Origin of the sequence: Rhodoferax sp., assembly GCF_018780565.1 — a bacterium.
Lineage (GTDB): Bacteria > Pseudomonadota > Gammaproteobacteria > Burkholderiales > Burkholderiaceae_C > Rhodoferax.
Genome location: NZ_JADMJN010000016.1, coordinates 1 through 19,776 on the forward strand (window position 1 = coordinate 1; position 19,776 = coordinate 19,776).

General features: G+C 58.0%; 21 protein-coding genes. 12 read left to right on the forward strand and 9 right to left on the reverse strand.

From position 1 onward, the window contains the following. Positions 1-75: 75 nt before the first annotated feature. The 3 genes from IV109_RS18495 to IV109_RS18505 all read right to left on the reverse strand — a co-directional run bounded on the left by IV109_RS18495 (position 76) and on the right by IV109_RS18505 (position 2,221). Entirely contained in the window at positions 76-354 is a 279-nt protein-coding gene (locus IV109_RS18495; protein WP_296700393.1) for a hypothetical protein, read from the reverse strand. Positions 355-496: 142 nt separating this feature from the next. Beyond that, positions 497-667 (reverse strand): hypothetical protein, encoded by a 171-nt coding sequence (locus IV109_RS18500; protein WP_296700396.1) that lies wholly within the window; start codon positions 665-667, stop codon positions 497-499. A 651-nt stretch (positions 668-1,318) separates the two neighbouring features. Beyond that, entirely contained in the window at positions 1,319-2,221 is a 903-nt protein-coding gene (locus IV109_RS18505; RefSeq protein ID WP_296700399.1) for a LysR family transcriptional regulator, read from the reverse strand. A 152-nt stretch (positions 2,222-2,373) separates the two neighbouring features. Between IV109_RS18505 and IV109_RS18510 the strand changes: the two genes are divergently transcribed. The 4 genes from IV109_RS18510 (at position 2,374) to IV109_RS18525 (ending at position 5,083) form a co-directional block, all read left to right on the forward strand. Then, a complete protein-coding gene (locus IV109_RS18510; protein WP_296700402.1) occupies positions 2,374-3,006 on the forward strand; it encodes an NAD(P)-binding domain-containing protein in 633 nt (210 codons plus the stop codon). Positions 3,007-3,095: 89 nt separating this feature from the next. Then, complete coding sequence (locus IV109_RS18515) at positions 3,096-3,506, forward strand: DoxX family protein (RefSeq protein ID WP_296700405.1); 411 nt, start codon at positions 3,096-3,098, stop codon at positions 3,504-3,506. A 31-nt stretch (positions 3,507-3,537) separates the two neighbouring features. Next, a complete protein-coding gene (locus IV109_RS18520; RefSeq protein WP_296700408.1) occupies positions 3,538-4,329 on the forward strand; it encodes a class III extradiol ring-cleavage dioxygenase in 792 nt (263 codons plus the stop codon). Between the two features lie 193 nt (positions 4,330-4,522). Next, on the forward strand, positions 4,523-5,083 hold the full coding sequence (locus IV109_RS18525; RefSeq protein WP_296700411.1) for a hypothetical protein: 561 nt from the start codon (positions 4,523-4,525) through the stop codon (positions 5,081-5,083). A 69-nt stretch (positions 5,084-5,152) separates the two neighbouring features. Here the strand turns inward: IV109_RS18525 and IV109_RS18530 are convergent, their stop codons facing one another. Both IV109_RS18530 and IV109_RS18535 read right to left on the reverse strand, forming a co-directional pair. Next, positions 5,153-5,581 (reverse strand): CBS domain-containing protein, encoded by a 429-nt coding sequence (locus tag IV109_RS18530; protein ID WP_296700413.1) that lies wholly within the window; start codon positions 5,579-5,581, stop codon positions 5,153-5,155. Positions 5,582-5,672: 91 nt separating this feature from the next. Next, positions 5,673-7,787, reverse strand: a complete 2,115-nt coding sequence (locus IV109_RS18535; RefSeq protein WP_296700416.1) for a dehydrogenase — start codon at positions 7,785-7,787, stop codon at positions 5,673-5,675. Positions 7,788-8,097: 310 nt separating this feature from the next. On the opposite strand from IV109_RS18535, the gene IV109_RS18540 reads away from it, so the two are divergent. From IV109_RS18540 to IV109_RS18550, 3 genes are read left to right on the forward strand one after another with little or no spacing between them, the layout of a single operon-like run. Beyond that, positions 8,098-9,678, forward strand: a complete 1,581-nt coding sequence (locus IV109_RS18540; RefSeq protein WP_296700421.1) for a GGDEF domain-containing protein — start codon at positions 8,098-8,100, stop codon at positions 9,676-9,678. Between the two features lie 16 nt (positions 9,679-9,694). Next, positions 9,695-10,273: an NnrU family protein gene (locus IV109_RS18545; protein ID WP_296700424.1), complete on the forward strand. Its 579-nt coding sequence runs from the start codon at positions 9,695-9,697 to the stop codon at positions 10,271-10,273. Positions 10,274-10,291: 18 nt separating this feature from the next. Beyond that, the gene (locus tag IV109_RS18550; RefSeq protein ID WP_296700427.1) at positions 10,292-12,964 is read left to right on the forward strand and encodes a bifunctional acetate--CoA ligase family protein/GNAT family N-acetyltransferase; all 2,673 of its coding nucleotides are present in this window, start codon (positions 10,292-10,294) and stop codon (positions 12,962-12,964) included. Between the two features lie 3 nt (positions 12,965-12,967). On the opposite strand, the gene IV109_RS18555 is transcribed toward IV109_RS18550, so the two are convergent. After that, positions 12,968-13,750 carry a hypothetical protein gene (locus tag IV109_RS18555; protein ID WP_296700430.1) on the reverse strand — a complete coding sequence of 261 codons (783 nt, stop codon included), beginning with the start codon at positions 13,748-13,750 and terminating at the stop codon, positions 12,968-12,970. Between the two features lie 177 nt (positions 13,751-13,927). On the opposite strand from IV109_RS18555, the gene IV109_RS18560 reads away from it, so the two are divergent. Then, positions 13,928-14,518 carry a YbhB/YbcL family Raf kinase inhibitor-like protein gene (locus IV109_RS18560; protein ID WP_296700433.1) on the forward strand — a complete coding sequence of 197 codons (591 nt, stop codon included), beginning with the start codon at positions 13,928-13,930 and terminating at the stop codon, positions 14,516-14,518. A 30-nt stretch (positions 14,519-14,548) separates the two neighbouring features. Here IV109_RS18560 and IV109_RS18565 read toward each other — a convergent pair whose 3' ends face one another. Together IV109_RS18565 and IV109_RS18570 are read right to left on the reverse strand one after the other, a co-directional pair. Next, positions 14,549-14,761, reverse strand: a complete 213-nt coding sequence (locus IV109_RS18565; RefSeq protein ID WP_296700435.1) for a DUF2788 domain-containing protein — start codon at positions 14,759-14,761, stop codon at positions 14,549-14,551. Beyond that, positions 14,761-15,582 (reverse strand): DUF2189 domain-containing protein, encoded by an 822-nt coding sequence (locus IV109_RS18570; RefSeq protein WP_296700438.1) that lies wholly within the window; start codon positions 15,580-15,582, stop codon positions 14,761-14,763. The genes IV109_RS18565 and IV109_RS18570 overlap by 1 nt, the downstream gene beginning before the upstream one ends. Positions 15,583-15,707: 125 nt before the next feature. Between IV109_RS18570 and IV109_RS18575 the strand changes: the two genes are divergently transcribed. Next, complete coding sequence (locus IV109_RS18575) at positions 15,708-16,073, forward strand: glutaredoxin (protein ID WP_296700440.1); 366 nt, start codon at positions 15,708-15,710, stop codon at positions 16,071-16,073. Between the two features lie 31 nt (positions 16,074-16,104). Here IV109_RS18575 and IV109_RS18580 read toward each other — a convergent pair whose 3' ends face one another. Further along, the gene (locus IV109_RS18580; RefSeq protein WP_296700443.1) at positions 16,105-16,650 is read right to left on the reverse strand and encodes a Spy/CpxP family protein refolding chaperone; all 546 of its coding nucleotides are present in this window, start codon (positions 16,648-16,650) and stop codon (positions 16,105-16,107) included. A 187-nt stretch (positions 16,651-16,837) separates the two neighbouring features. On the opposite strand from IV109_RS18580, the gene IV109_RS18585 reads away from it, so the two are divergent. The 3 genes from IV109_RS18585 to IV109_RS18595 all read left to right on the forward strand — a co-directional run bounded on the left by IV109_RS18585 (position 16,838) and on the right by IV109_RS18595 (position 19,651). Continuing rightward, the gene (locus tag IV109_RS18585; RefSeq protein WP_296700446.1) at positions 16,838-17,734 is read left to right on the forward strand and encodes a recombination-associated protein RdgC; all 897 of its coding nucleotides are present in this window, start codon (positions 16,838-16,840) and stop codon (positions 17,732-17,734) included. A 111-nt stretch (positions 17,735-17,845) separates the two neighbouring features. Further along, positions 17,846-18,457: a TetR/AcrR family transcriptional regulator gene (locus IV109_RS18590; protein WP_296700449.1), complete on the forward strand. Its 612-nt coding sequence runs from the start codon at positions 17,846-17,848 to the stop codon at positions 18,455-18,457. A 33-nt stretch (positions 18,458-18,490) separates the two neighbouring features. Continuing rightward, positions 18,491-19,651 carry an iron-containing alcohol dehydrogenase gene (locus IV109_RS18595; RefSeq protein WP_296700452.1) on the forward strand — a complete coding sequence of 387 codons (1,161 nt, stop codon included), beginning with the start codon at positions 18,491-18,493 and terminating at the stop codon, positions 19,649-19,651. The last annotated feature ends 125 nt before the right edge of the window (positions 19,652-19,776 follow it).

Consider the following 19,776-nt stretch of genomic DNA (forward strand, 5'->3'; position numbering starts at 1 on the left):
TAAAACTTATCCACAACCCAAATGCAGGGGGTTAAACTGCAACGAGTGGGGTCAGGTTTGAATGAAAAACCGGGGTCAAGATTGGATGAAAATCAACAGTCCAGTTGCAATGATGGTGACTGAGCTCAAATATCCAAGACCGAACCCGAACTTCGCCATTTCCAGGACCCGGCCCGTTTTGGAAACGGTCGGATTTTCAGATTTCTTCATCGCGTCGATGTGTTCGTCAATGAACTCATTGACCGCGGCGCCCATGTTGTAAATGCCTTGAATAGCCTGAGCCATTTGACTCAGAAGCATTCCTGCTGGATGCAGTTTCCTGACATTCAAGAATGCCTTAACGCCGACTGACATATGTACCCCCATTTTGAAATGTTCTTTGCGGTTTACGCACCTGTTTGCAAGATGATACTAGTGGGATTGGCTCCAAAGTGGAGCATTGAGCTTGACTTGGCTCAATGCTCCTATTTACAGCAAACCACTCGCAACCCGGCGCTCAGCTTTTTGAACCAAAAGTCTTCCTCCAAATCAGCACGGCCACAAGACCAGTGATGACGAGCAGCGCTAGCTTTATGCCTGCTGCCAATATCCCAACCCATACCGACAGTGCGCCTAGTTTTATGAAGGCGAATGACACTCCGAGACCAATGATTGCTAGCCAGAACATGATTTCACTCCTATTGAGCAGTTTTAATGAACTGCAGTATTCATCTGGTGAGTGACAGGTCGTGTCGTTTCAACATTTGAAAACTAATTTTTATCTGGAGAAAGCACTTGCAAAGGCTATGGTTTGCAGTCGGATGACCATATCAACTTGTACTTCTAGAAGCGCAACACGAGTTTCAAGGCCAGCCCGCGACGCGGGGGCAACAAAATTTGGGGCAAAGCGAGAAGCGCCATTAAGCATTCCATCGGTCACACCTGCAAGGAGCTGGCATACCGTGGAAGAGCGTTACGCCGCGCGAATTTCAATTGGAAACACCTGCAAAAAGGTATAAACATTGACGATTGCCTGACCAGTTTTCCTCGTTTGATGGAGCGTGTCAATGGGAGACCACGGTGTGCACTGACGCCGATGGTGGTCCCCGTAGCGATTCAGTGCTGGGTTTTTCAGGTTATGGGTGCGACTGTCTCAGCTTATGCCAGTTGGCTGAACTCTTTTAAGAGAGCGGCCGTTTCTCAACTTATGTGACTACCTACATTGTCGGGCGCTCTGTGACTGAAAAACTCAAGCACGGGTCCTTGCCCTAGAGTGAAAAAATGGAGTTCGATGGTGACATCAACTCCATTTTTTTGCTTTTTGCTTTTTCTTGACCGTCTACCAAGTCATCCCCGGTTGGGCGAAGTGATGGGTTAAAAAATCAAGGAGCGCTCGAACCTTGGGCGAAACATGTTTGCGGGTTGGATAAACCGCATAAATGCCAAGCTCCAGTGATCGAAACTCAGGCATCAATTCAACCAAGGTTCCAGCGGCCAAATCGTCACCCACCAGGAAGCTAGGCTGCAAGATAATGCCCTGGCCGGCCAGGGCCGCCGCTCGGCAGGTGTCCCCGTTGTTGGTATGAATGCATGGATTGGTTTTGACACTCACGGCTTCAAGGAGAGGGCCCGTGAAGTGCCACTCGTCTTTGGTCGACCAGTAGCTGTAGGAAATCACGGCATGGTCAGCCAGTTCGCCGGGGTGCTTTGGCGTGCCGTGCAGCTTGAGATACTGCGGCGATGCGCACAGCACCATGCGTGTAGTCGCCAGCCTCTTGCTCACCAATGACGAATTTTCCAGGTTGGCGATGCGGATGGCCACGTCATACCCCTCATCGACCAAATCGACCAGGCGATCCGCCAGCGTCACGTCCAGTTTGACCTTGGGATGTTGGGCCCGGAAAGCCCCCCACAGGGGTGCCAAATGCAGAACGCCAAAGGTAAACGGGGCATTGACTCTCAACAACCCGCTTGCGGCGCCACTACGGGAAGTGATTTCATCTTCAGCCTCTGCCAGTTCAGCCAGCAGTTCCTTGCTGCGGACATAAAAAATCTGCCCATCGTCGGTCAGTGAGAGCCGTCGGGTTGTGCGGTGCAGCAAGCGCACGCCCAGACGGGCTTCCATATCAACGATGTAGCGCGAGACCGCCGCCTTGGACATCGCCAGCGCATCGGCCGCTTTGACAAAACTGCCCGCCTCCACCACCGCATTGAAGGTTTGCATTTCAAGAAATCGATCCATTGATCCTCCAGTTGAAACAATTAATCATATTTATCGATGTTTATCTTCTTTAAATAATTCAATAAAGTCTACCCCATGCACTGCAAAACACACTCGGTCCAGCCAGTGCAGTGTCTGCAACAGACAAATTCAAGCAACCCAAAGGAGTCATCATGAAAGTAACAGTTATCGGCGCTGGCAACATGGGCGCAGCCTTCGTCAAACAACTCACGCGTGCAGGCCACCAGGTCAGTGTGAGCGCACGCAATTTTGAAAAAGCGCAGGCGCTGGCGGCCGCCCACACCGGTGCCACGGCCGTGGCTAGCGCCGATGCAGCCGCTCAAGCGGATGTGCTCATTCTGGCCACCGGCTATGCCGATGCCGTCCATGCGCTCAGAAGTATCGGAGACTTAAGTGGCAAGGTTGTCATCGACATCACCAACCCCCTGACGGCCGACTTCATGGGCTTGACCCTGGGTCACAGCAGCTCTGCTGCGGAAGAAATCGCCAAGGCCATCCCAGCGGCGGAAGTTGTCAAAGCATTCAATACCGTATTTGCCCAAGTGCTGGTCGACGGCGCTGATTTTGGCAACGGTCAAACCGTTCCGGTTTTTGTCGCCAGTGACAGCGAGCGCGCCAAGCAGACGGCCAAGGCGCTGGCCGAAAGCATGGGCTTTGACACGGTGGATGCCGGTGGCCTGAAGAATGCTCGCTATCTGGAGCCGTTGGCTGGGCTCAATATTTACCTGGGCTACGGCGCAGGTCTGGGCACATCGATTGCGCCGACCTGGATCAGGCGCACTTGAACAAGGACCCGACATCTGCAAGCGCCTAAGGCTTGCAGAACAACCGTACATCTCCATCCATCAACCCATTTCATTTTCAGGAAACCATCATGTCCAAGACCCTTCAAAATAGCCTCACCTTGGCTTCGCGCCTGTCGTTTGTGGCGCTCTTCCTTCCTGCGGGCATCAGTAAGCTCACCGGCTTTGCCGGCACCGTGGGCTACATCTCGTCAGTGGGCTTGCCGCTCGCCACCCTGGGTGCCGTTGTGGCGCTAACGGTTGAAATCCTGGGTAGCCTGGCACTGCTGGCGGGATTCGGTACCCGGCTTGCGGCCCTGATTCTGGCGGCATTTACGCTGGTCGCCAGCTTCTTCTTTCACGCCTACTGGGCGGTGCCGGCTGACCAGGCATTTGTCACACAGCTGCTGTTCTTCAAGAACATTGCGGTGGTGGGCGGTTTGCTGGCACTGGCGGCCAACGGCGCGGGTGCCTGGAGCCTGGATGCGCGCAACGAACGTTAATTCAGACTAACAACAAACGACTGGAATCGCCATGACCTCCACAGCCAAAACGCCCGTCCTTTTCATCTCGCATGGGGCACCCACCTTTGCCATTGAGCCCGGGCTGCTGGGCCCCCGGCTGCGCACCCTGGGCACGCAACTGCCTGAACTCAAGGCGGTGCTGGTGGTGTCACCTCACTGGCAGACAAAGGATGTGATGGTCATGCGCACCGCGCGGCCAGAGACCGTGCATGACTTTGGCGGATTTCCGTCCAGTCTGTATGCCTTGCAGTACCCGGTTGCAGGTGAGCCCGCGCTGGCTGACGAGGCGGTGCGGCTGCTGCAGGTGGCTGGCTTCGCTGCAGCCAGTGATGACCGTCGCGGCCTGGACCACGGTGCGTGGGTGCCACTGATGCACTTGCTGCCAAAGGCCAAAGTGCCGGTTTTTCAGGTCTCCATGCCTTTCAACTTGAGCACCGCGACGGCGGCCAAGTTGGGTCAGGCACTGGCACCGCTGCGCGACCAGGGTGTACTTATTGTGGCCTCCGGCAGCATGACGCATAACCTGTACGAGTACCGCCAATCGGGCGTCCAACCCGAAGCCTATGCCCAGGAATTCACCGCCTGGGTGCAGACCGCTGTGCGCGCCAAGGGATTTCAATCATTGATCGACTACCGTGCTGAGGCGCCCCACGCCGAACGGGCGCATCCAAGCGAAGAACATTTTCTTCCCCTCCTGGTCGCCATGGGGGCACTCACCCAGGGGGATGAAGTGACCCTGCTGCAAGGCGGCATCACCAACGGCGTTTTGTCCATGGAGTCCTACGCATGGGGGATTGCGTGATGGCACTGACCTGGAGTTGAGGTTCCTGACGAAACAGCCGATGCCGATGCCCCCACCCAAGTGGTACCCTTGCGTGGATTGGGTGGCGGCGAGAAGCATCATTGCCGGATTTGGGTTCCTTTCTGAGCACAGCGCCCGGACAGTCAAACGGGCTTCTTGTCCTGGTTACAGGGCATCACTTCAGGGACTTGATATGCCAGATGCCATTCGTCAGAGTTACGCAGCCATTCGCAGGAATGCGTCACCAGCCACCTCCATGGTGCTCCTGCACATCGGCGACGATCGAACCTGTGTCGCAGCCGGCATGGGTATCGAGCCCGATCAGGTGCTGGTACTAGATATCGGATTTCGTCGGATTTCCAGCGAATTTTTCAAACACAATCCGCCAACCCCGATGGAGATCGAGAACGCCATCATGGTCGTTGAGGACGAAGTGACACGTGCCCAGGAAATGGCCTTGGAACGCGCGCCACTTTATTCAACGGATGAAGTGGTTCACACCATGGCGAGGATCGCGGGCTGCGCGGATGCGTTGATGGACACCCTGACTATTGAACAGGTAGAGAGACTGTTCAACCAGCTTGCCGCCAGATCCGAAGGCAGGCCATCGTCACAAGTGGAAATACCGGATGACCCGACATTTGCTGCGGCCTTGTTGATCCTGCGGGAGTTCATGCATCACTTGCACTTTGATTACATCAAGTTCGAACGAAAGTCGCAACACGCTGACAGGTCGGCGCACGAAAAGCCCTGATCGATTTGTTGAAAAATCTTTTGAAAATCTTTTTCCGTCAATGCCGGGAGCCACAGGAAGAATGGGCCTTCAACCGCTGATGTAGTTCGTCAGCTGTGCGATGGTTTGCTCATGGTCGGCAATGATGTCATCCATGATGTCGCGCATGGATATCATGCCCAGCACCTTGGTGCCATCCACAACGGGCAAGTGGCGGATTTTCTTCTGGCTCATAAGAGTCATACAGGTACGGGTACCGGTTTTCGGCGTGACCGATATGACGTCACGGGTCATGATGTCCGCCACGGTCGTTTCTTTGGAGTTGCGCCCCTGCAGTGCAACCTTTCGGGTGTAATCACGCTCGGATACCACACCCACCAGCTTCCCTTTGTCCATGACGATCATGGCACCCACGCCATATTCGGCCAACAGCCGCAGGGCTTCAAAAACGGTGACCGTAGGCGCGACCTGATAGACCGTGGCGCTGCGCTTTTTGAAAAGTTCCAGAATGGGTTTCATGAAAGCTCCAGTCAATTAGTTGTCGCTGAATTTGCAGTGTAAACAAACTGCGACGCATTGCAATAGGTGGCAATCCCGCCCCGCAGGCACATCACACAGCCGCCAGTTTGGGCGACGCCTTCTTGCGCAGCGTACTGGCCCGCCTGGCTGACGGAGCCACTTTGGCAGGCCGCACCTTTTTGGCACGCGCTGCGAGCGCCAGCTTGCGCACACGTTCGATGTCAGCGTCAGAAAACACACCGTTCACGCCTGAAATGGCTGCGAGCTTCATGCCGTGCTTCAGGCCGAGGCGGTAGATTTCACGCACCTTCTCCCACTCGATGCCGCGGCCCACCGTGAAATTCTCGAACCGCCCTTCCAGGGCCAGCACAATGGTTTCAGCCAGGCAGGCGTAGGCTACGTTTTTGGGCAGGCCAATATTTTTCATCTGCACATCGCCCGGCAACAAAATCTCGCCCGATTCAATCACCAGCACATCAGGCCGCTTGGCCACCTCTTGCGGCGGCAAGTCCAAGGGGCGCGCCACATCCGTGATGACACAGCCAGGCTTGACTTTCATGATGTCGAGCACTTTCTTGCCCGCTCCAGACGTGGCGGTCACGATCATGTCCATCTCGGCGATGTTCCGGTCAGCACGCGCAGACAGGAACAGTCTCGCATCGGGCATCTCTTTCAGGATGGATTCTTTGAGTGCCAGCAACTTGGCTGTCTCGGGCGAAACCAGATACACCTCTTCAGCCGTGGTGGCCAACAAGCGGGCGCACACCGAGCCAATGGCACCGGTCGCGCCAACCACCATGGCCTTGAACTGGACCTTCTGCCCTTTCGGCGGCGGGGCCAGCAGGCGCATGCGCAGCACTGCATCATGCGCAGCCCACAAGGCGCCGGAAGCACTGTAGCTATTGCCGGTCGTGATGGGCAAAGGGGCACGTTTGGCAACCGTCAGGCCCGCATCACCCACCACCTTGGTGAACGCACCCAGCCCCATGATCTGAGCCCCCAGACGCTTCGCCACGTCGGCAGCGGCAAGCAAGCGGCGGTAGGTGAATTCGGGGCTGTGGGCCATGATTTCCCTGGGGGTCCCACCAACCGAGATCAGCCACCCTTCTGCTTCCACGCCAGTGGGCGACTTGATGCCACTCACCCTGGAATAAACAAAAGGGGGAGCATAAGCCAACACCTTCTCCAGCGAGTTCATGAATACGGGCGGCGACACCTGTGAAAGCAGCTCGATGGGCTTGACCTGTTTGAAATACTCTTGCGACAAGGGATGAATGACGAATGCAAAGCGATTGACGCGCTTGAAACCATTGGGGTAAAGGATGCGCGGCTCCAACTGCAAATCAGTGATGATTTCCAGGTAATCGTCCTCCAACAGATCCTGGGGAGCCTTGCCGGTTGCAGCAATGATCATGGCATCCAGAATATTGGGGCCCATGACGTGCTCATGCATGCTCGGAGAGCCATCGATCACCAGGTTCACACCCTTGTCCCTGAAGCGCTGAAGCCGCTCATCGTTGACCGAGGAGGTAATGATGGTCTTGCCAGCCAATTCTTCCACGCCAAACTCGTCGAGTTCATGCACGGCAGCGACCACGACAGTTGCCTTCTGCATGGCTTTTCGCAATACAAACTGCGTCCACTCCTTGACCGGTCCGGATGACATCACACCCGGCAGTGCCCAGTCCGATACATAGTGTGCCCCGCTGGTATAGAGCTCCAGTGCATTCAACGAGGTCAAGAGCTTGGGTACACCAAGCTGCAGCAAGGGGTCCGCAAACTGGAGGTTCTGCGTGTACTCCATCATGCATTGGGCCAGCTTGTAGTTGGTCATGCCCGAGAAGAACAGCACCTTGGTGTTATTGAAGTAGTTGCCGAGTTTGACCTGCACGTGGCGCAAGGCCCATTCCTGCAATATGTCATTCAAACGGCCGCCCGTCGTCACCGGGATGCGCTTGACGACTGCGGTCATGCGGGCACTGTCTTTTTCAATATAGCGGCGCGACCCGACGTTGTAACTGTCCTTCAGCACCCCCAGCCCCAGAACGTCGGCATTTTTCTCCCAGTGCTTGAGCAACTTCACCGCCCGTGCGGTGTTGCCATCGGCCCCCAGACGGCGCACATTGATCTGCTGACCCATGAAAGGGACTGCGAGTTCGAAGTCCTGATCACGGCTACCCAAACTGATGCTGACGACATTTTTCATAGGATTCCCAAACGGTGCCAATTCGATCTTTTTAGCGTAGAAGACCGGGAGGCAAATTGCTTCAAATCAAGTTTTCCCGTTTCCGGGCTGTCTGAGGAGGCAGAATGCCTCAAATCACGCTACCACCAGGGATTCACTGCGGTGTCTCTTCGTGCGTGTAGAGTCCGCAGTGAAGCGGTCATGGCCGTCAGTGTCCGTTCAGCCAGAATGACAGGATTCATGACGGAGAACAGGATTGGTAGCCAAATATGGCTATAGCCTCCGTAAAATCGGCAAATAAAGCTATGTAATTTATAGCAAGGCAAGCAGAATGAGTGACAAGAAACCTTTTGAAATCGCACGCGAAACGCTTAAGCAGCTGACCGTTCGCAAGCTGACGCCCACGCCAGCGAATTACCAGGCGATTTACAGCGAGATTGCAGGCGTCCCCACGGAACCCCCATTCCCCGCAGACCGTCTGCGGGACATTTCGCAGGCACTGCCCACCAAAACGCCAGGCCAGCAAAGGCAACGCGGCTTGCTGGATTCAGCCATTGGCCAGCTGAACTGGGAGGGCGTGAAGGCGGCCCTGATGGCTTACGGCGGCTTCAGCCCGCCAGCCATCGAACCCACGCCCTCCATGCCCGGTGCGGCTGCGGCACCCGTCCCGCTGGCGCTGACACAAAATGCGCCGCCCGCAGCGAATGCACCCGCACCTGCGCTGACAGGTGATTTTCTGGAACAGATTGCGCGTCTGATTGAATACGCCATGCCCGCCCTGGGCAGCGACGACGCCCGCTTCGCAGAGCAAACCCAAACCCTGCTCAAAGCCATGCGTCAACCGGGTGCCGATCTCCCCATGGTGAAGCAGATGCTGGGCAATTTCGGGCACCGGCTTTCTTTTGCCGCCGAAGACCAGGCAGAGATCAAGGTCACACTGCTCAAGCTGCTGCACCTCATCATTGAGAACATTGGCGAACTCAGTCTGGACGACCGCTGGCTCAAAGGCCAGATAGACGCACTGATGACGGCGTCGGCCCCGCCGCTGACCCTGCGCCGCCTTGATGATGTAGAGCGCCGACTGAAGGACGTGATCTTCAAGCAGACCGAAGCCAAAGGCCGGGCACTGGAAGCGCAGGAGGAAATGCGCCAGATGCTGGGAACCTTTATTGAGCGGCTGTCGCAGATGACCGAATCCACCAGCGTCTACCACGGCAAGATGGAGGAAAACGCACGCCTTATCGAACAGGCCAAGACCATCGCCGACATTGCGCCGGTCTTGAAGGAAGTGGTAGGCGCAACCCGCACCATGGCCCGCGACAGCTTGACGGCACGCGACGAATTGCGCGGCATGCGCGAAAGAGTGCAGAGCACGGAAGCAGAAATTGCCAAGCTGCATCAGGAACTTGACCGCGTGAGCGCCCAGGCACGCCACGACCCGCTCACCGGGGCACTCAACCGCAAGGGTCTGGACGAGGCCCTGGATCGCGAGGTGTCCAATGTGCGCCGCAAAGACACGCCCTTGTGCATGGCCTTGCTGGACATTGACAACTTCAAGAAACTCAACGACACCCTGGGCCATGCCACGGGCGATGTAGCGCTGACCCACCTGGCCTCGGTGGCACGCGAAGTGATGCGTCCGCAGGATACTCTGGCCCGCTACGGGGGCGAGGAATTCGTGATCTTGCTGCCTGACACTCCGCTGGACAGAGGCATCGAAGCCATGACGCGATTGCAGCGGGAGTTGACCAAGCGCTTCTTTTTGGCCGGTACGGAAAAAGTCCTGATCACCTTCAGTGCGGGCGTGGCGCAACTCGGGGCGGACGAGTCCGGCCCGGATGCCATCAAACGGGCCGACCAGGCCATGTACCTCGCCAAGCGCGCGGGCAAGAATCGCGTGCTGGGTTCCTGATTTCAAGAAAGCATTTATGACTTATCTCATCCTCGGTCTGATTATTTTTCTGGGCGTGCATTCCGTGCGTATCGTGGCCGATGACTGGCGCACCCGAACGCGCGCACGCATCGGTGCAATGCCATGGAAAGGCCTCTACTCAGTGCTGTCGGTGCTGGGTTTTGGCTTGATCGTCTGGGGCTTTGGCCTGGCCCGGCAACAACCGGTGCAACTTTGGAGTCCGCCCACCGACATGCGCCACGCGGCGTCGCTGCTGACGCTGATTGCGTTTGTCCTGCTGACAGCCGCTTATATCCCGCGCAACAGCATCAAGGCGCGCGTCCATCACCCCATGGTGCTGGGCGTCAAGGTCTGGGCATTGGCGCATTTGCTGGCCAACGGCAACATCGCACACGTCCTTCTGTTTGGCTCGTTTCTGGTGTGGGCCGTTCTCAACTTCAGTGCGGCCCGCCGACGGGACCGTACCGCCGGCACGACCTATCCGGCGGGCACAGCTGCTGCCACGCTCACCACGATCGTGGTCGGCACAGTTGCATGGCTGGCATTTGCCATGTGGCTGCACGGCCTGCTGATCGGCATACGGCCAATCGGTTGACCGGAAACGGGCCTGCACATGAGCATTCGCAATCTTGACTCGCTTTTCGATCCCGGTTCGATCGCCGTATTGGGTGCCTCGCTGCGCCCGGGCAGCGTTGGGGCAACGGTGTGGCGCAACCTGAGTTCTGGCAGCTACAAGGGGCGACTTTACGCAGTCAACCCCAAGTACCGTGAGCTGGCAGGACATCCTGTCGTGGCCCGCATCAGGGACCTTTCCGAAGCGCCCTCGCTGGCGGTGATCTGTACTCCACCTGCCACTGTAGCGGGCTTGATTACAGAGTTGGCCTCGCTGGGGACGCGAGCTGCGGTGGTGATGACGGCGGGCATGGACAACGTCCAAAAGAAAGCCATGCTGGATGCCGCAAGGCCCCACTTGTTGCGCATTCTGGGACCCAACTGCATTGGACTGCTGACACCGCATCGCGGCCTGAACGCCAGCTTCGCCCACATTGATGCGCTGCCAGGTGAACTGGCGTTTGTATCGCAATCCGGTGCGTTGGTGACCGCCATGCTGGACTGGGCACAAGGACGCGGCATTGGTTTTTCACATTTCGTTTCTTTGGGTGAACACGCCGACATCGACTTTGGCGACATGCTGGACTACCTGGCCAGCGACCCCAAGACGCGGGCCATTTTGTTGTATGTGGAGTCCATCGAATCGTCGCGAAAATTCATGTCGGCTGCGCGCGCGGCGGCTCGCAACAAACCAGTGATCGTGGTGAAGTCCGGGCGTTCTCCCCAGGGTCAGCTGGCAGCCGCCTCCCACACGGGAGCCCTGGCGGGGTCCGATATGGTGTTCGAGGCTGCCATCGACCGGGCCGGCATGTTGCGGGTCAATACCCTGCAGGAGCTGTTTCTTGCGGCTCAAACCTTGTCACGCTTTCGCACCAACGCCAATGACGCCATGACGATACTGACCAATGGTGGTGGCGCAGGCGTCATGGCAGCCGATGCCGCCGCCTATGCCGGTGTGAAGCTGGCCACATTCAGCGATGCAACGCTGCAAAAACTCGATGCCGTGTTGCCACCCAACTGGTCACACGGCAACCCGGTAGATATCATTGGTGATGCGCCTGTGGCGCGTTATGAGCAGGCACTGAAGATTCTCAATGACGATCCGCAGACGGGCGCCATCCTGTTCATCCATGCACCCACGGCCATTGTGGCCAGTGCCGACATTGCGCAGGCCCTGGTGCCCTTGTCAAGGCACGATGCACATGCGCCGCCACGCCTGATGAGCTGCTGGCTGGGCGACCATGCCGTGGCCCAGGCACGCCAGACCTTCCAGGATGCGGACATTGCCAACTTTGACACCCCTGAACAAGCGGTGCGCGCGTTTTCCATGCTGGTGCGGTACCGGCTCAATCAGGCTGAACTAACAGAAGCACCTCCGGCACTGCTGCCCGGCCAACGTCTCGATACGGGAGCCATCAGGACACTGGTGAAGGAAGCGCTGGCCAATGGGCGGGAGATGCTGACCGAACCCGAAGCCAAAGCGGTGCTGGATGCCTGCGGCATTCCGGTGGTACCCACGCAGCGCGTGCGCGCCACGGCAGCGGCGGCCGTGAAGGCTGCACTGAAGATGGGATTTCCAGTCGTCTTGAAAATCTTATCGGATGATATCTCGCACAAATCCGACGTCGGCGGCGTGGCTCTGAATTTGCAGGACGAGGGGGACATTCGCGTTGCTGCGAAAACCATGCTGGCCCGCGTCAAGCGACAGCATCCCGAGGCACGTATCCAGGGCTTCACCGTGCAGGCCATGGTGCGCCGCGCGCACGCTCAGGAGCTGATTGTCGGCAGCAGCATCGACAATGTGTTTGGCCCCGTCATTCTGTTTGGCCAGGGCGGAACTGCCGTCGAAGTGATGGCGGATCGGGCGATTGCCCTGCCACCTTTGAACGTGCCACTGGCCCGCGCATTGGTCTCGCGTACCCGTGTGTCGCGCCTGCTGGCCGGGTGGCGCGACACACCAGCGGTGGACGAGGCCGCCCTGCATGGGGTGTTGGTGGCCGTGTCCCAATTGTTGGCCGAGATTCCAGAGATTGCAGAACTGGACATCAACCCTCTGATCGTCAACTACGAAGGCGCCGTGGCCCTGGATGCACGTATCCGTCTCAAGGCACGCGGACCCGCCGGGGCCAGAAACTTTGCCATACGCCCCTACCCGGCAGAGCTGGAGGAAACCGTGCAGTGGCAGGGCCGTGCGCTGTGTCTGCGCCCCATCCGGCCGGAAGACGAGGCCCTGCACATGGAGTTTCTTCAAAACCTTGACCTCCAGGATATCCGCATGCGGGTGTTCTACAGCCGGCGCACCATGGAGCGCTCCGAACTGGCACGCCTGGTACAGATCGATTACGCACGGGAAATGGCGTTTATTGCGCAGGCACCCGGACCCGACGGCCAACCTCAAACACTGGGCGTGGTCCGCGCCATGACGGACCCCGACAATGTGGATGCCGAGTTTGGCGTCATCGTCCGCTCCGAACTCAAAGGCACCGGATTGGGTCGTCTGCTGATGGAGAAGCTCATCGCCTATCTGCGTTCCCAGGGAACGCAGCGACTTGTGGCGACGGTACTGACCTACAACGAACGCATGCTCAAACTGGCCAAGGAACAGGGCTTCGAGGAAGACACCCCCCACAGTGATGGCGAAGACACAAAACAGATTTTCCTGAAGCTGCGCTGAGCCTCACAGCCAGGGCGCCGCCTGGCCGCCGGGGTGTGCCACAAGCGAGAACCACCACCGCCAGTAGCCGGGATTGTCTTTGAGGCTATTGAGAATGAGTTTGGCCTGCGTGGCTTTGAACATGGCCTCTGTCGACTGGTCCTTCAAGCCTGCGCATTCGTGCATGAAGTGCAGCTTTTCGTGCAGCGCGACCAGCGCAAGGTTGGCGCCGCGAAGATTGTCTGAGAGTTCGATGAGTCCCTGACCGACCGTGTAAAAACCATAGGCATTTGCCCGATTGCACCGCTCAGAGGCGATGAAACGGATCGTACAGGCGCGCGCGCCGCAGACGACGCGTTTGGGCGCCAACACCACGCGGCGCGCCAGGTAAGCGTTGCGCCATCCTGCCCCCGGCTTGATCAGCTTTTCGATCAATGTCAGAAACTCGCTGAAGAACTCTCGTTGTCCCAGTGCCAGTTCGACCAGTCCGGAGGCGCAGGAGTGGGCGTAGCTTTCCTCGTCGGACGAATCATTCAGGCCACTGCGGTAATGAATGGCGGTGATCAGATGCCGTGTCAACAGACTCAGGGCACAGGACTCCTTCAGGTCGCGGCGAATATGCACGATGCCAGCATTCCAGTCCGTCTCGACCTTGCGCCGCTTGTCGGAAAACATCTCCTGCGTCGCGGCAACGATCCTGAGCTGGTAGGGGCCCATTCGGTACGGGGGCAAGTTAGAAACCGATACAACCCCGGGCAGCATCAAACGCTGCCGGCGTGCAGCCAGCGGCACCTCTAACGAGTTCATAGGGAATTCCTTCTACATGGCCAAGCACAGGGAAACTGTCAACGCCCCCACTCCTTCGGACCAGACAGTGGCCAGTCTAAAAAAGGGCGGAATCAAACGCCTTGCGGTTTCTCAATGGGGCTCCCCGGGCTCCTGCCTAAAGTTGCGTTCAAGTCATCCATGAACACCTGTTGAGCCATGCCTGCCCAATTACTGACGATGCCCGCCGATGGTTTGGCCGGTCTATTGCTGTTGCTACTTGGCCTCCACTCCGGGGGCTCGCCCGGCGGGCCGCAGCGAATCAGGCACCCAAGCGCCATCGAGCCGATGGTGCTTAGCGCCGGATCTTTTAGTCACAAGGGCATGATCCCGGTGCGTCAGACCTGCGATGGGCATAACCTGTCACCTCAGCTCTCATGGAAGGGCGTGCCCACCCCCGCAAAGTCCCTGGTTCTTCTGCTTGAAAACCCCGATGCGCCAAGCGCCAAAGTACCGTCGGTGCACTGGGTCCTGTACAACATGCCAGCGCAGACAAAGGAGCTGGCCGAAGGCATTGCTGCCAGCGAACTGCCGACGGGAACTCTGGTGGGAATGAACGACTGGCGTGGGCCCGGCTATGCCGGACCTTGCTCATCCGGCGAAAGGCATCGCTACACCTACCGGCTGTTCGCGCTGGATGCCCGACTGCGTGATCTGCAATCCCCGGGCAAAGCGACACTCGAAAAAGCAATGCAAGGGCACATCCTGGCCCGGGCTGAGCTCATTGGCACGTATCAGGGGCGGCCTTAGCGTCGCGACCTGGACTTGGCGAAAGCAGTGCTATTTGAGTTCTATCGCCCATTGAATGAGGTACTTCGCCACGAAGCCCGTCATGCCGAACGCCAGGCCCAGGAAGATCACAAATGTGCCGAATCTGCCGGCTTTGGACTCCCAAGCCAGATGACCGATGATGAACAACATGTACAGCATGAAGCCGCCCACGCCAAACGTCAGGCCGAAAGCAGCGATTTGCTCTTCTGAATAACCGAACATCAGCGCGGCTCCCGCTCGGGCAAGCCCGACACATCCACCAGATCACGATAAGCATGCCAACTCGCATGACCCAATACGGGAATCACAAGCACCAGGCCCAACAGCGCCGTACCAAATCCGAGCAGGGTCAAGGCCATGATGATCGCAGCCCACAGCGCCATCGGCATGGGATTGGCCAGCACCGCACGCCAGCTGACATAAACCGCGTCCATCAAGGCAACCCTTCGGTCCAGCAACAAAGGCATGGCAATCGCGGTGGACGCAAACACCGGTGCGGCCAGTACACCTCCGAGAGTCAACCAGAGTTCAAACAACTGGCCATCCCGGGCCAGCACCACGTACCGCACAAAATCAGCAGGAGAACTGATGGGCACCGGCGACAGCAGGGTAATGAGGGCAGCCGAGGTCAATACCCAGCCCGTACCGGCCAGCGCCAACAGGGCGCCGAATTGCACCAAGCACCAATAGTCGTTGCCCCACTTATTGAAGTGGTTGTTCTGCCAGTTCAGCCAGGTTTTCAGCACCACCCCGATATCTGCGGTTTCACCCCGCTCAAGGGCGCGACTCAAGGCGTACAGGCTGGTCGCCAACACCGGCGCCACCACCAGAAAGCCGGAGAAGGCCCCGGCCAGCAACCAGAATCGATGATGGGCCAAGGCGAAGATGACCGCACCCGATACAGCCAGGGCCACGCCATGGGCAAGGCTGATCCAACCACAGCGCAGCATGTCACGCCAAGCCAGCGCGAGCCAATGCAGCGGTTGCATCAAGGTGATGGTGCGCACCGCTGGCTCAGGGTATGCAGGTGAGGTGGGAGGCATGGGGGGTATTGTTTGCATGGGAGCAATCAGTTTATCCCTTTGGCGCAAGGGCAAACACGCGCCCTTGGCCAGGCTTTGCCCCTACCGACCGCATAATGCGGCTTCAAACCACTTCCGGACACCCCATGCCACGCCCCATTCTTGACGAGTCACATATTCACCCTGCCATTCGGGAGAAGATTGCCACGCATGAGCAGGCTATTGTCCGGGAGGTCCAGGCGGCAGTGGCCAAACATGCTGTTGTGGTGGTGGGCATGGGCATGAACCCCTTTCCCAAGAAAGCCCGCAAGACGCTGGATGCGGCGGGGATCACCTACGAATACCTCGAGTATGGCAATTACCTGAACAACTGGCGTCAACGTAACGCCCTCAAACTGTGGACGGGCTGGCCGACACTACCAATGGTATTTGTCAAGGGCGTGCTGATAGGCGGGGCCAATGACCTTGCGAAACTGATTCAGACCGGCGAGCTCAAAAAGTTGCTGGCCTGAATGAAAAAGGGCCGGCGCGTCGTTGCCGGCTTTATGGCTTCACGGGTGCCGCAGGTTTGCTTTCCCGTGGGCCACCCTTGCGACCTTCACGCCCATGGTGACGCGTTGCATTGGCGTCAAACACCTTTTGTTGCTCGGGCGTCAGCGCGGCATAGAAGGCCTTGGTGGCTTCATCCCGCTTGTCCATTGCCGCAGTCATGTCGGTCATGTGCTGGTTGCGCAGGGCTTTCATTTTGTCGATGCGCTCAGGCGTGGGTAGCTTGTCGAGTTCAGCGCGATCGGTGCGTTTGGATGTCAGCTCGGCAGGCGGTTTCATGGCGCTGGTGTAGGCAATCCAGGCTCCCTCCTGGGCCGGGGTGAGTTTCAGGCGTGCCTTGAGTTCGGCATTGCGTTTATCCATCCAGGCCTGCATCTTTGCGGGGTCCATCCTGCCCATGCGCGCATGGCGACCACTGTCGTGCATGGTGGAGCCCATCATGGCGCCCCGCTCGGCCCCTGCGGGCGCTTGAGAGAAAGCGGAAAAGCCGGCGCTGGCCAACATCGCGGCGACGAGAACGGGTTTGAATACTGATTTCATATGAGCTTCTTTCGATGTAGGTCTGACGCTCAAAACCGGCATCAGGTTGAGACTTAGTGTGCGCTGGCTCTGTAACGGCCGCGTGAGGCTCGATTAAGAGTTTGTAAAGTTGCGTTGAAGATTTCCGCGCAGATTTGGTGGGATGATTGGCGCTGTTTTGGTTTATTCAATCGATAAAAGGGTGCAAGTGTTTAAGAACGTGATCGTGTATCGGATTGGGCCCGGGTGGTCGTTGTCTGTCGAGAAGATGGAAGAAAGTCTTGATGGCAAGCGCTTCGTTGAATGCGGTGCCAGCCAGGAAAAGTCGATCGGCTGGGTTGAGCCACGCGGGGAAGCACATGGCCCCCTGGTGGAAACAGTAAGTGGGCAGTTGATCCTGAAGCTGATGATCGAGACCCGCTCACTGCCCTCCTCGGTGGTGAACCGAAAAGCCAAGGACAGAATTGCGCAGATCGAGTCCACCACGGGGAGAAAACCCGGCAAAAAGGAGACTCGCGAGATCAAGGAAGATGTCAAGCTTGAGTTGATGCCCATGGCGTTTACAAAGCAGTCCTCGGTTTTAGTCTGGATGGACCGTGAGGCACAGCTACTGATCATCGATGCGGGAAGCCAGGCCAAGTCAGATGAGGTAGTGACCGAGTTGGTGAAATCACTTGATGGATTGGCACTGACGCTGCTCAACACCAAGGTGTCTCCAACAGCAGCCATGTCCGAATGGCTGGTGAGCCAGGAGCCACCGCCTGGGTTCAGTGTGGACCGCGAGTGTGAGCTCAAAGCCGCGGACGAGTCCAAGGCTGTCGTGCGCTATTCCCGCCACCCCCTGGACAACGAGGAAGTCAAACAACACGTGCAAGCGGGCAAGCTTCCGACGCGACTGGCGCTCACCTGGGACAGCCGGGTGTCCTTCGTGCTCACCGAGAGCCTGCAACTCAAGAAGTTGGCCTTTCTCGATGTGGTATTCGAGGGCGCATCCAGCGGTAAGGACGATGGCTTTGACACCGATACAGCGATCGCCACCGGCGAGCTGCGCAAATTGCTGCCGGACTTGCTGAACGCTTTGGGAGGCGAGATCCTCGGCACCTGAGGACCCGCTGCAGGCATTGCGTCCCGGGTGTCGGGACGCAATGAACTCCAATATTCTGGGGTTACTTGCTCAAGCTATAGACGACTGGTCTACTTTGTAGATAATCACGGTATGTCTGTTGATCAACGCTCGCCAAAAAATCACATCCTCGATTGCGGGGAGCGTTTGATCGCGAACAAAGGTTTTGTCGGCGTAGGTTTGACCGAAATTCTGGCTGCAGCAGGGGTTCCCAAAGGCTCTTTCTATCATTACTTCAGTTCCAAAGAGCGCTTTGGAGAAGAGTTGCTGGTCCGCTATATGGAGCGCTACCTGCGTCGCCTGGATGCCTTGCTCACGGCAGATGCAACACCGGCGCGCACGCGCCTGATGCGTTACTGGTCTTACTGGAACGTCACCCAATGCGGCATTGGGCCGGAGGCGGACGCAGAAGCCTGCGCCGGCACAAAGTGCCTGATTGTGAAGCTGAGCGCCGAAGTCGCCGATATGTCCGAGACCATGCGCGTGACACTGCGCGATGGCACGGAGCGGGTGGTGCAACGCATCGCCCAATGCCTGGACGAAGCCCGCGCGGATGGCTCTGTACCAGCAACGCTGGAGAGCAACGCTACAGCCTTGACGCTGTACGAAATGTGGCTCGGTGCCAGCCTGCTGGCCAAGTTGCGGCGCAATGCCAGCCCGTTTGACCATGCCATGCGCAGTACCGAACTGCTGCTTGGCCCCTGACCTCAACCCACCCACCTAGACACAAGGACTGACATGCTGAACTTTGATTTTCACAACCCGACACAGATTGTTTTTGGCAAGAACCGTATCGCCGACATAGGCAAACTGGTACCCGCAGATGCCAAGGTACTGATCCTGGTGGGTGGCGCCAGTGCCGAAAAAACCGGCACGCTGGGCGAGGTCCGCGAGGCCTTGGGCGCGCGGCCAAACAGCACCTTCAACGGTATTGAGCCCAACCCCAGCTTTGAAACCGTCATGAAAGCCGTCGAGCAGGTGCGCGAGGGTGATTTTAACTTTTTGCTGGCCGTAGGCGGCGGCTCAGTGATCGATGCGGCCAAATTCATTGCAGCGGCTGTGCCGTTTGAAGGCGACCCGTGGACCATTTTGCTCAAACGCGGCAGCAATATCAAAAGCGCCTTGCCCTTTGGCACTGTGCTGACCCTGCCCGCAACGGGCTCGGAGATGAACAACGGCTCGGTCATCACCCGGCGCGACATCGGCGCGAAGCTGCCATTTCGCAGCCGCCATGTGTTCCCCTTGTTCTCGGTGCTGGACCCGACCAAAACCTACACCCTGCCAACGCAGCAAATTGCCAATGGCGTGGTAGATGCCTTTGTTCACACGGTTGAGCAGTACCTGACCTACCCGGTGAATGCACCGGTGCAGGACCGGTTTGCCGAAAGTCTTCTGCAAACCCTGGTTGAAGTGGGGCCACGCCTGCTGAGCGCCACCGAACCCGACTATGACGACCGAGCCAGCCTGATGTGGACGGCCACCCTGGCGCTGAACGGCCTGATTGGCGCTGGTGTGCCGCAAGACTGGGCAACCCACATGATTGGCCACGAACTGACCGCCTTGCACAACATCGACCATGCCCGCACGCTGGCGATCGTATTGCCATCCATGCTGAATGAGCGCCGTGTCCAAAAGCACCACAAACTGCTTCAGTACGGTGAACGCGTCTGGGGCATTCAAAGCGGTACCGATGACGAGCGCATCACAGCCGCCATTGACAAGACGCGCGATTTCTTCGAACGAATGGGCATCCCGACGCGTCTGAGCGCCTATGGCCTCGCGGCCGATGCAATTGATGTGGTGATTCGCCAGTTGGAAGAGCACGGCATGACCAAGCTCAGCGAGCGCGGCGACGTCACGCCAGAGGTCAGCCGTCGCGTGCTTGAAGCCGCCCTTTGAGCCATCCAGCCGGCTTGATTCACCTGAACCATGCCGGATAATTTCAGGAACCCGGATAAAGGTTGTTTTTAACCTCTAGTCCGCGCCAAAAAAGAAGCCATAGCTATCTAATTGATAGCTATGGC

What these genes read in the sequence shown, in the direction of transcription:
- IV109_RS18495 (WP_296700393.1), bottom strand. Translation starts at nt 354, where the DNA reads ATGTCAGTCGGCGTTAAGGCATTCTTGAATGTCAGGAAACTGCATCCA.
- IV109_RS18500 (WP_296700396.1), bottom strand. Translation starts at nt 667, where the DNA reads ATGTTCTGGCTAGCAATCATTGGTCTCGGAGTGTCATTCGCCTTCATA.
- IV109_RS18505 (WP_296700399.1), bottom strand. Translation starts at nt 2,221, where the DNA reads ATGGATCGATTTCTTGAAATGCAAACCTTCAATGCGGTGGTGGAGGCG.
- IV109_RS18510 (WP_296700402.1), top strand. Translation starts at nt 2,374, where the DNA reads ATGAAAGTAACAGTTATCGGCGCTGGCAACATGGGCGCAGCCTTCGTC.
- IV109_RS18515 (WP_296700405.1), top strand. Translation starts at nt 3,096, where the DNA reads ATGTCCAAGACCCTTCAAAATAGCCTCACCTTGGCTTCGCGCCTGTCG.
- IV109_RS18520 (WP_296700408.1), top strand. Translation starts at nt 3,538, where the DNA reads ATGACCTCCACAGCCAAAACGCCCGTCCTTTTCATCTCGCATGGGGCA.
- IV109_RS18525 (WP_296700411.1), top strand. Translation starts at nt 4,523, where the DNA reads ATGCCAGATGCCATTCGTCAGAGTTACGCAGCCATTCGCAGGAATGCG.
- IV109_RS18530 (WP_296700413.1), bottom strand. Translation starts at nt 5,581, where the DNA reads ATGAAACCCATTCTGGAACTTTTCAAAAAGCGCAGCGCCACGGTCTAT.
- IV109_RS18535 (WP_296700416.1), bottom strand. Translation starts at nt 7,787, where the DNA reads ATGAAAAATGTCGTCAGCATCAGTTTGGGTAGCCGTGATCAGGACTTC.
- IV109_RS18540 (WP_296700421.1), top strand. Translation starts at nt 8,098, where the DNA reads ATGAGTGACAAGAAACCTTTTGAAATCGCACGCGAAACGCTTAAGCAG.
- IV109_RS18545 (WP_296700424.1), top strand. Translation starts at nt 9,695, where the DNA reads ATGACTTATCTCATCCTCGGTCTGATTATTTTTCTGGGCGTGCATTCC.
- IV109_RS18550 (WP_296700427.1), top strand. Translation starts at nt 10,292, where the DNA reads ATGAGCATTCGCAATCTTGACTCGCTTTTCGATCCCGGTTCGATCGCC.
- IV109_RS18555 (WP_296700430.1), bottom strand. Translation starts at nt 13,750, where the DNA reads ATGAACTCGTTAGAGGTGCCGCTGGCTGCACGCCGGCAGCGTTTGATG.
- IV109_RS18560 (WP_296700433.1), top strand. Translation starts at nt 13,928, where the DNA reads ATGCCTGCCCAATTACTGACGATGCCCGCCGATGGTTTGGCCGGTCTA.
- IV109_RS18565 (WP_296700435.1), bottom strand. Translation starts at nt 14,761, where the DNA reads ATGTTCGGTTATTCAGAAGAGCAAATCGCTGCTTTCGGCCTGACGTTT.
- IV109_RS18570 (WP_296700438.1), bottom strand. Translation starts at nt 15,582, where the DNA reads ATGCCTCCCACCTCACCTGCATACCCTGAGCCAGCGGTGCGCACCATC.
- IV109_RS18575 (WP_296700440.1), top strand. Translation starts at nt 15,708, where the DNA reads ATGCCACGCCCCATTCTTGACGAGTCACATATTCACCCTGCCATTCGG.
- IV109_RS18580 (WP_296700443.1), bottom strand. Translation starts at nt 16,650, where the DNA reads ATGAAATCAGTATTCAAACCCGTTCTCGTCGCCGCGATGTTGGCCAGC.
- IV109_RS18590 (WP_296700449.1), top strand. Translation starts at nt 17,846, where the DNA reads ATGTCTGTTGATCAACGCTCGCCAAAAAATCACATCCTCGATTGCGGG.
- IV109_RS18595 (WP_296700452.1), top strand. Translation starts at nt 18,491, where the DNA reads ATGCTGAACTTTGATTTTCACAACCCGACACAGATTGTTTTTGGCAAG.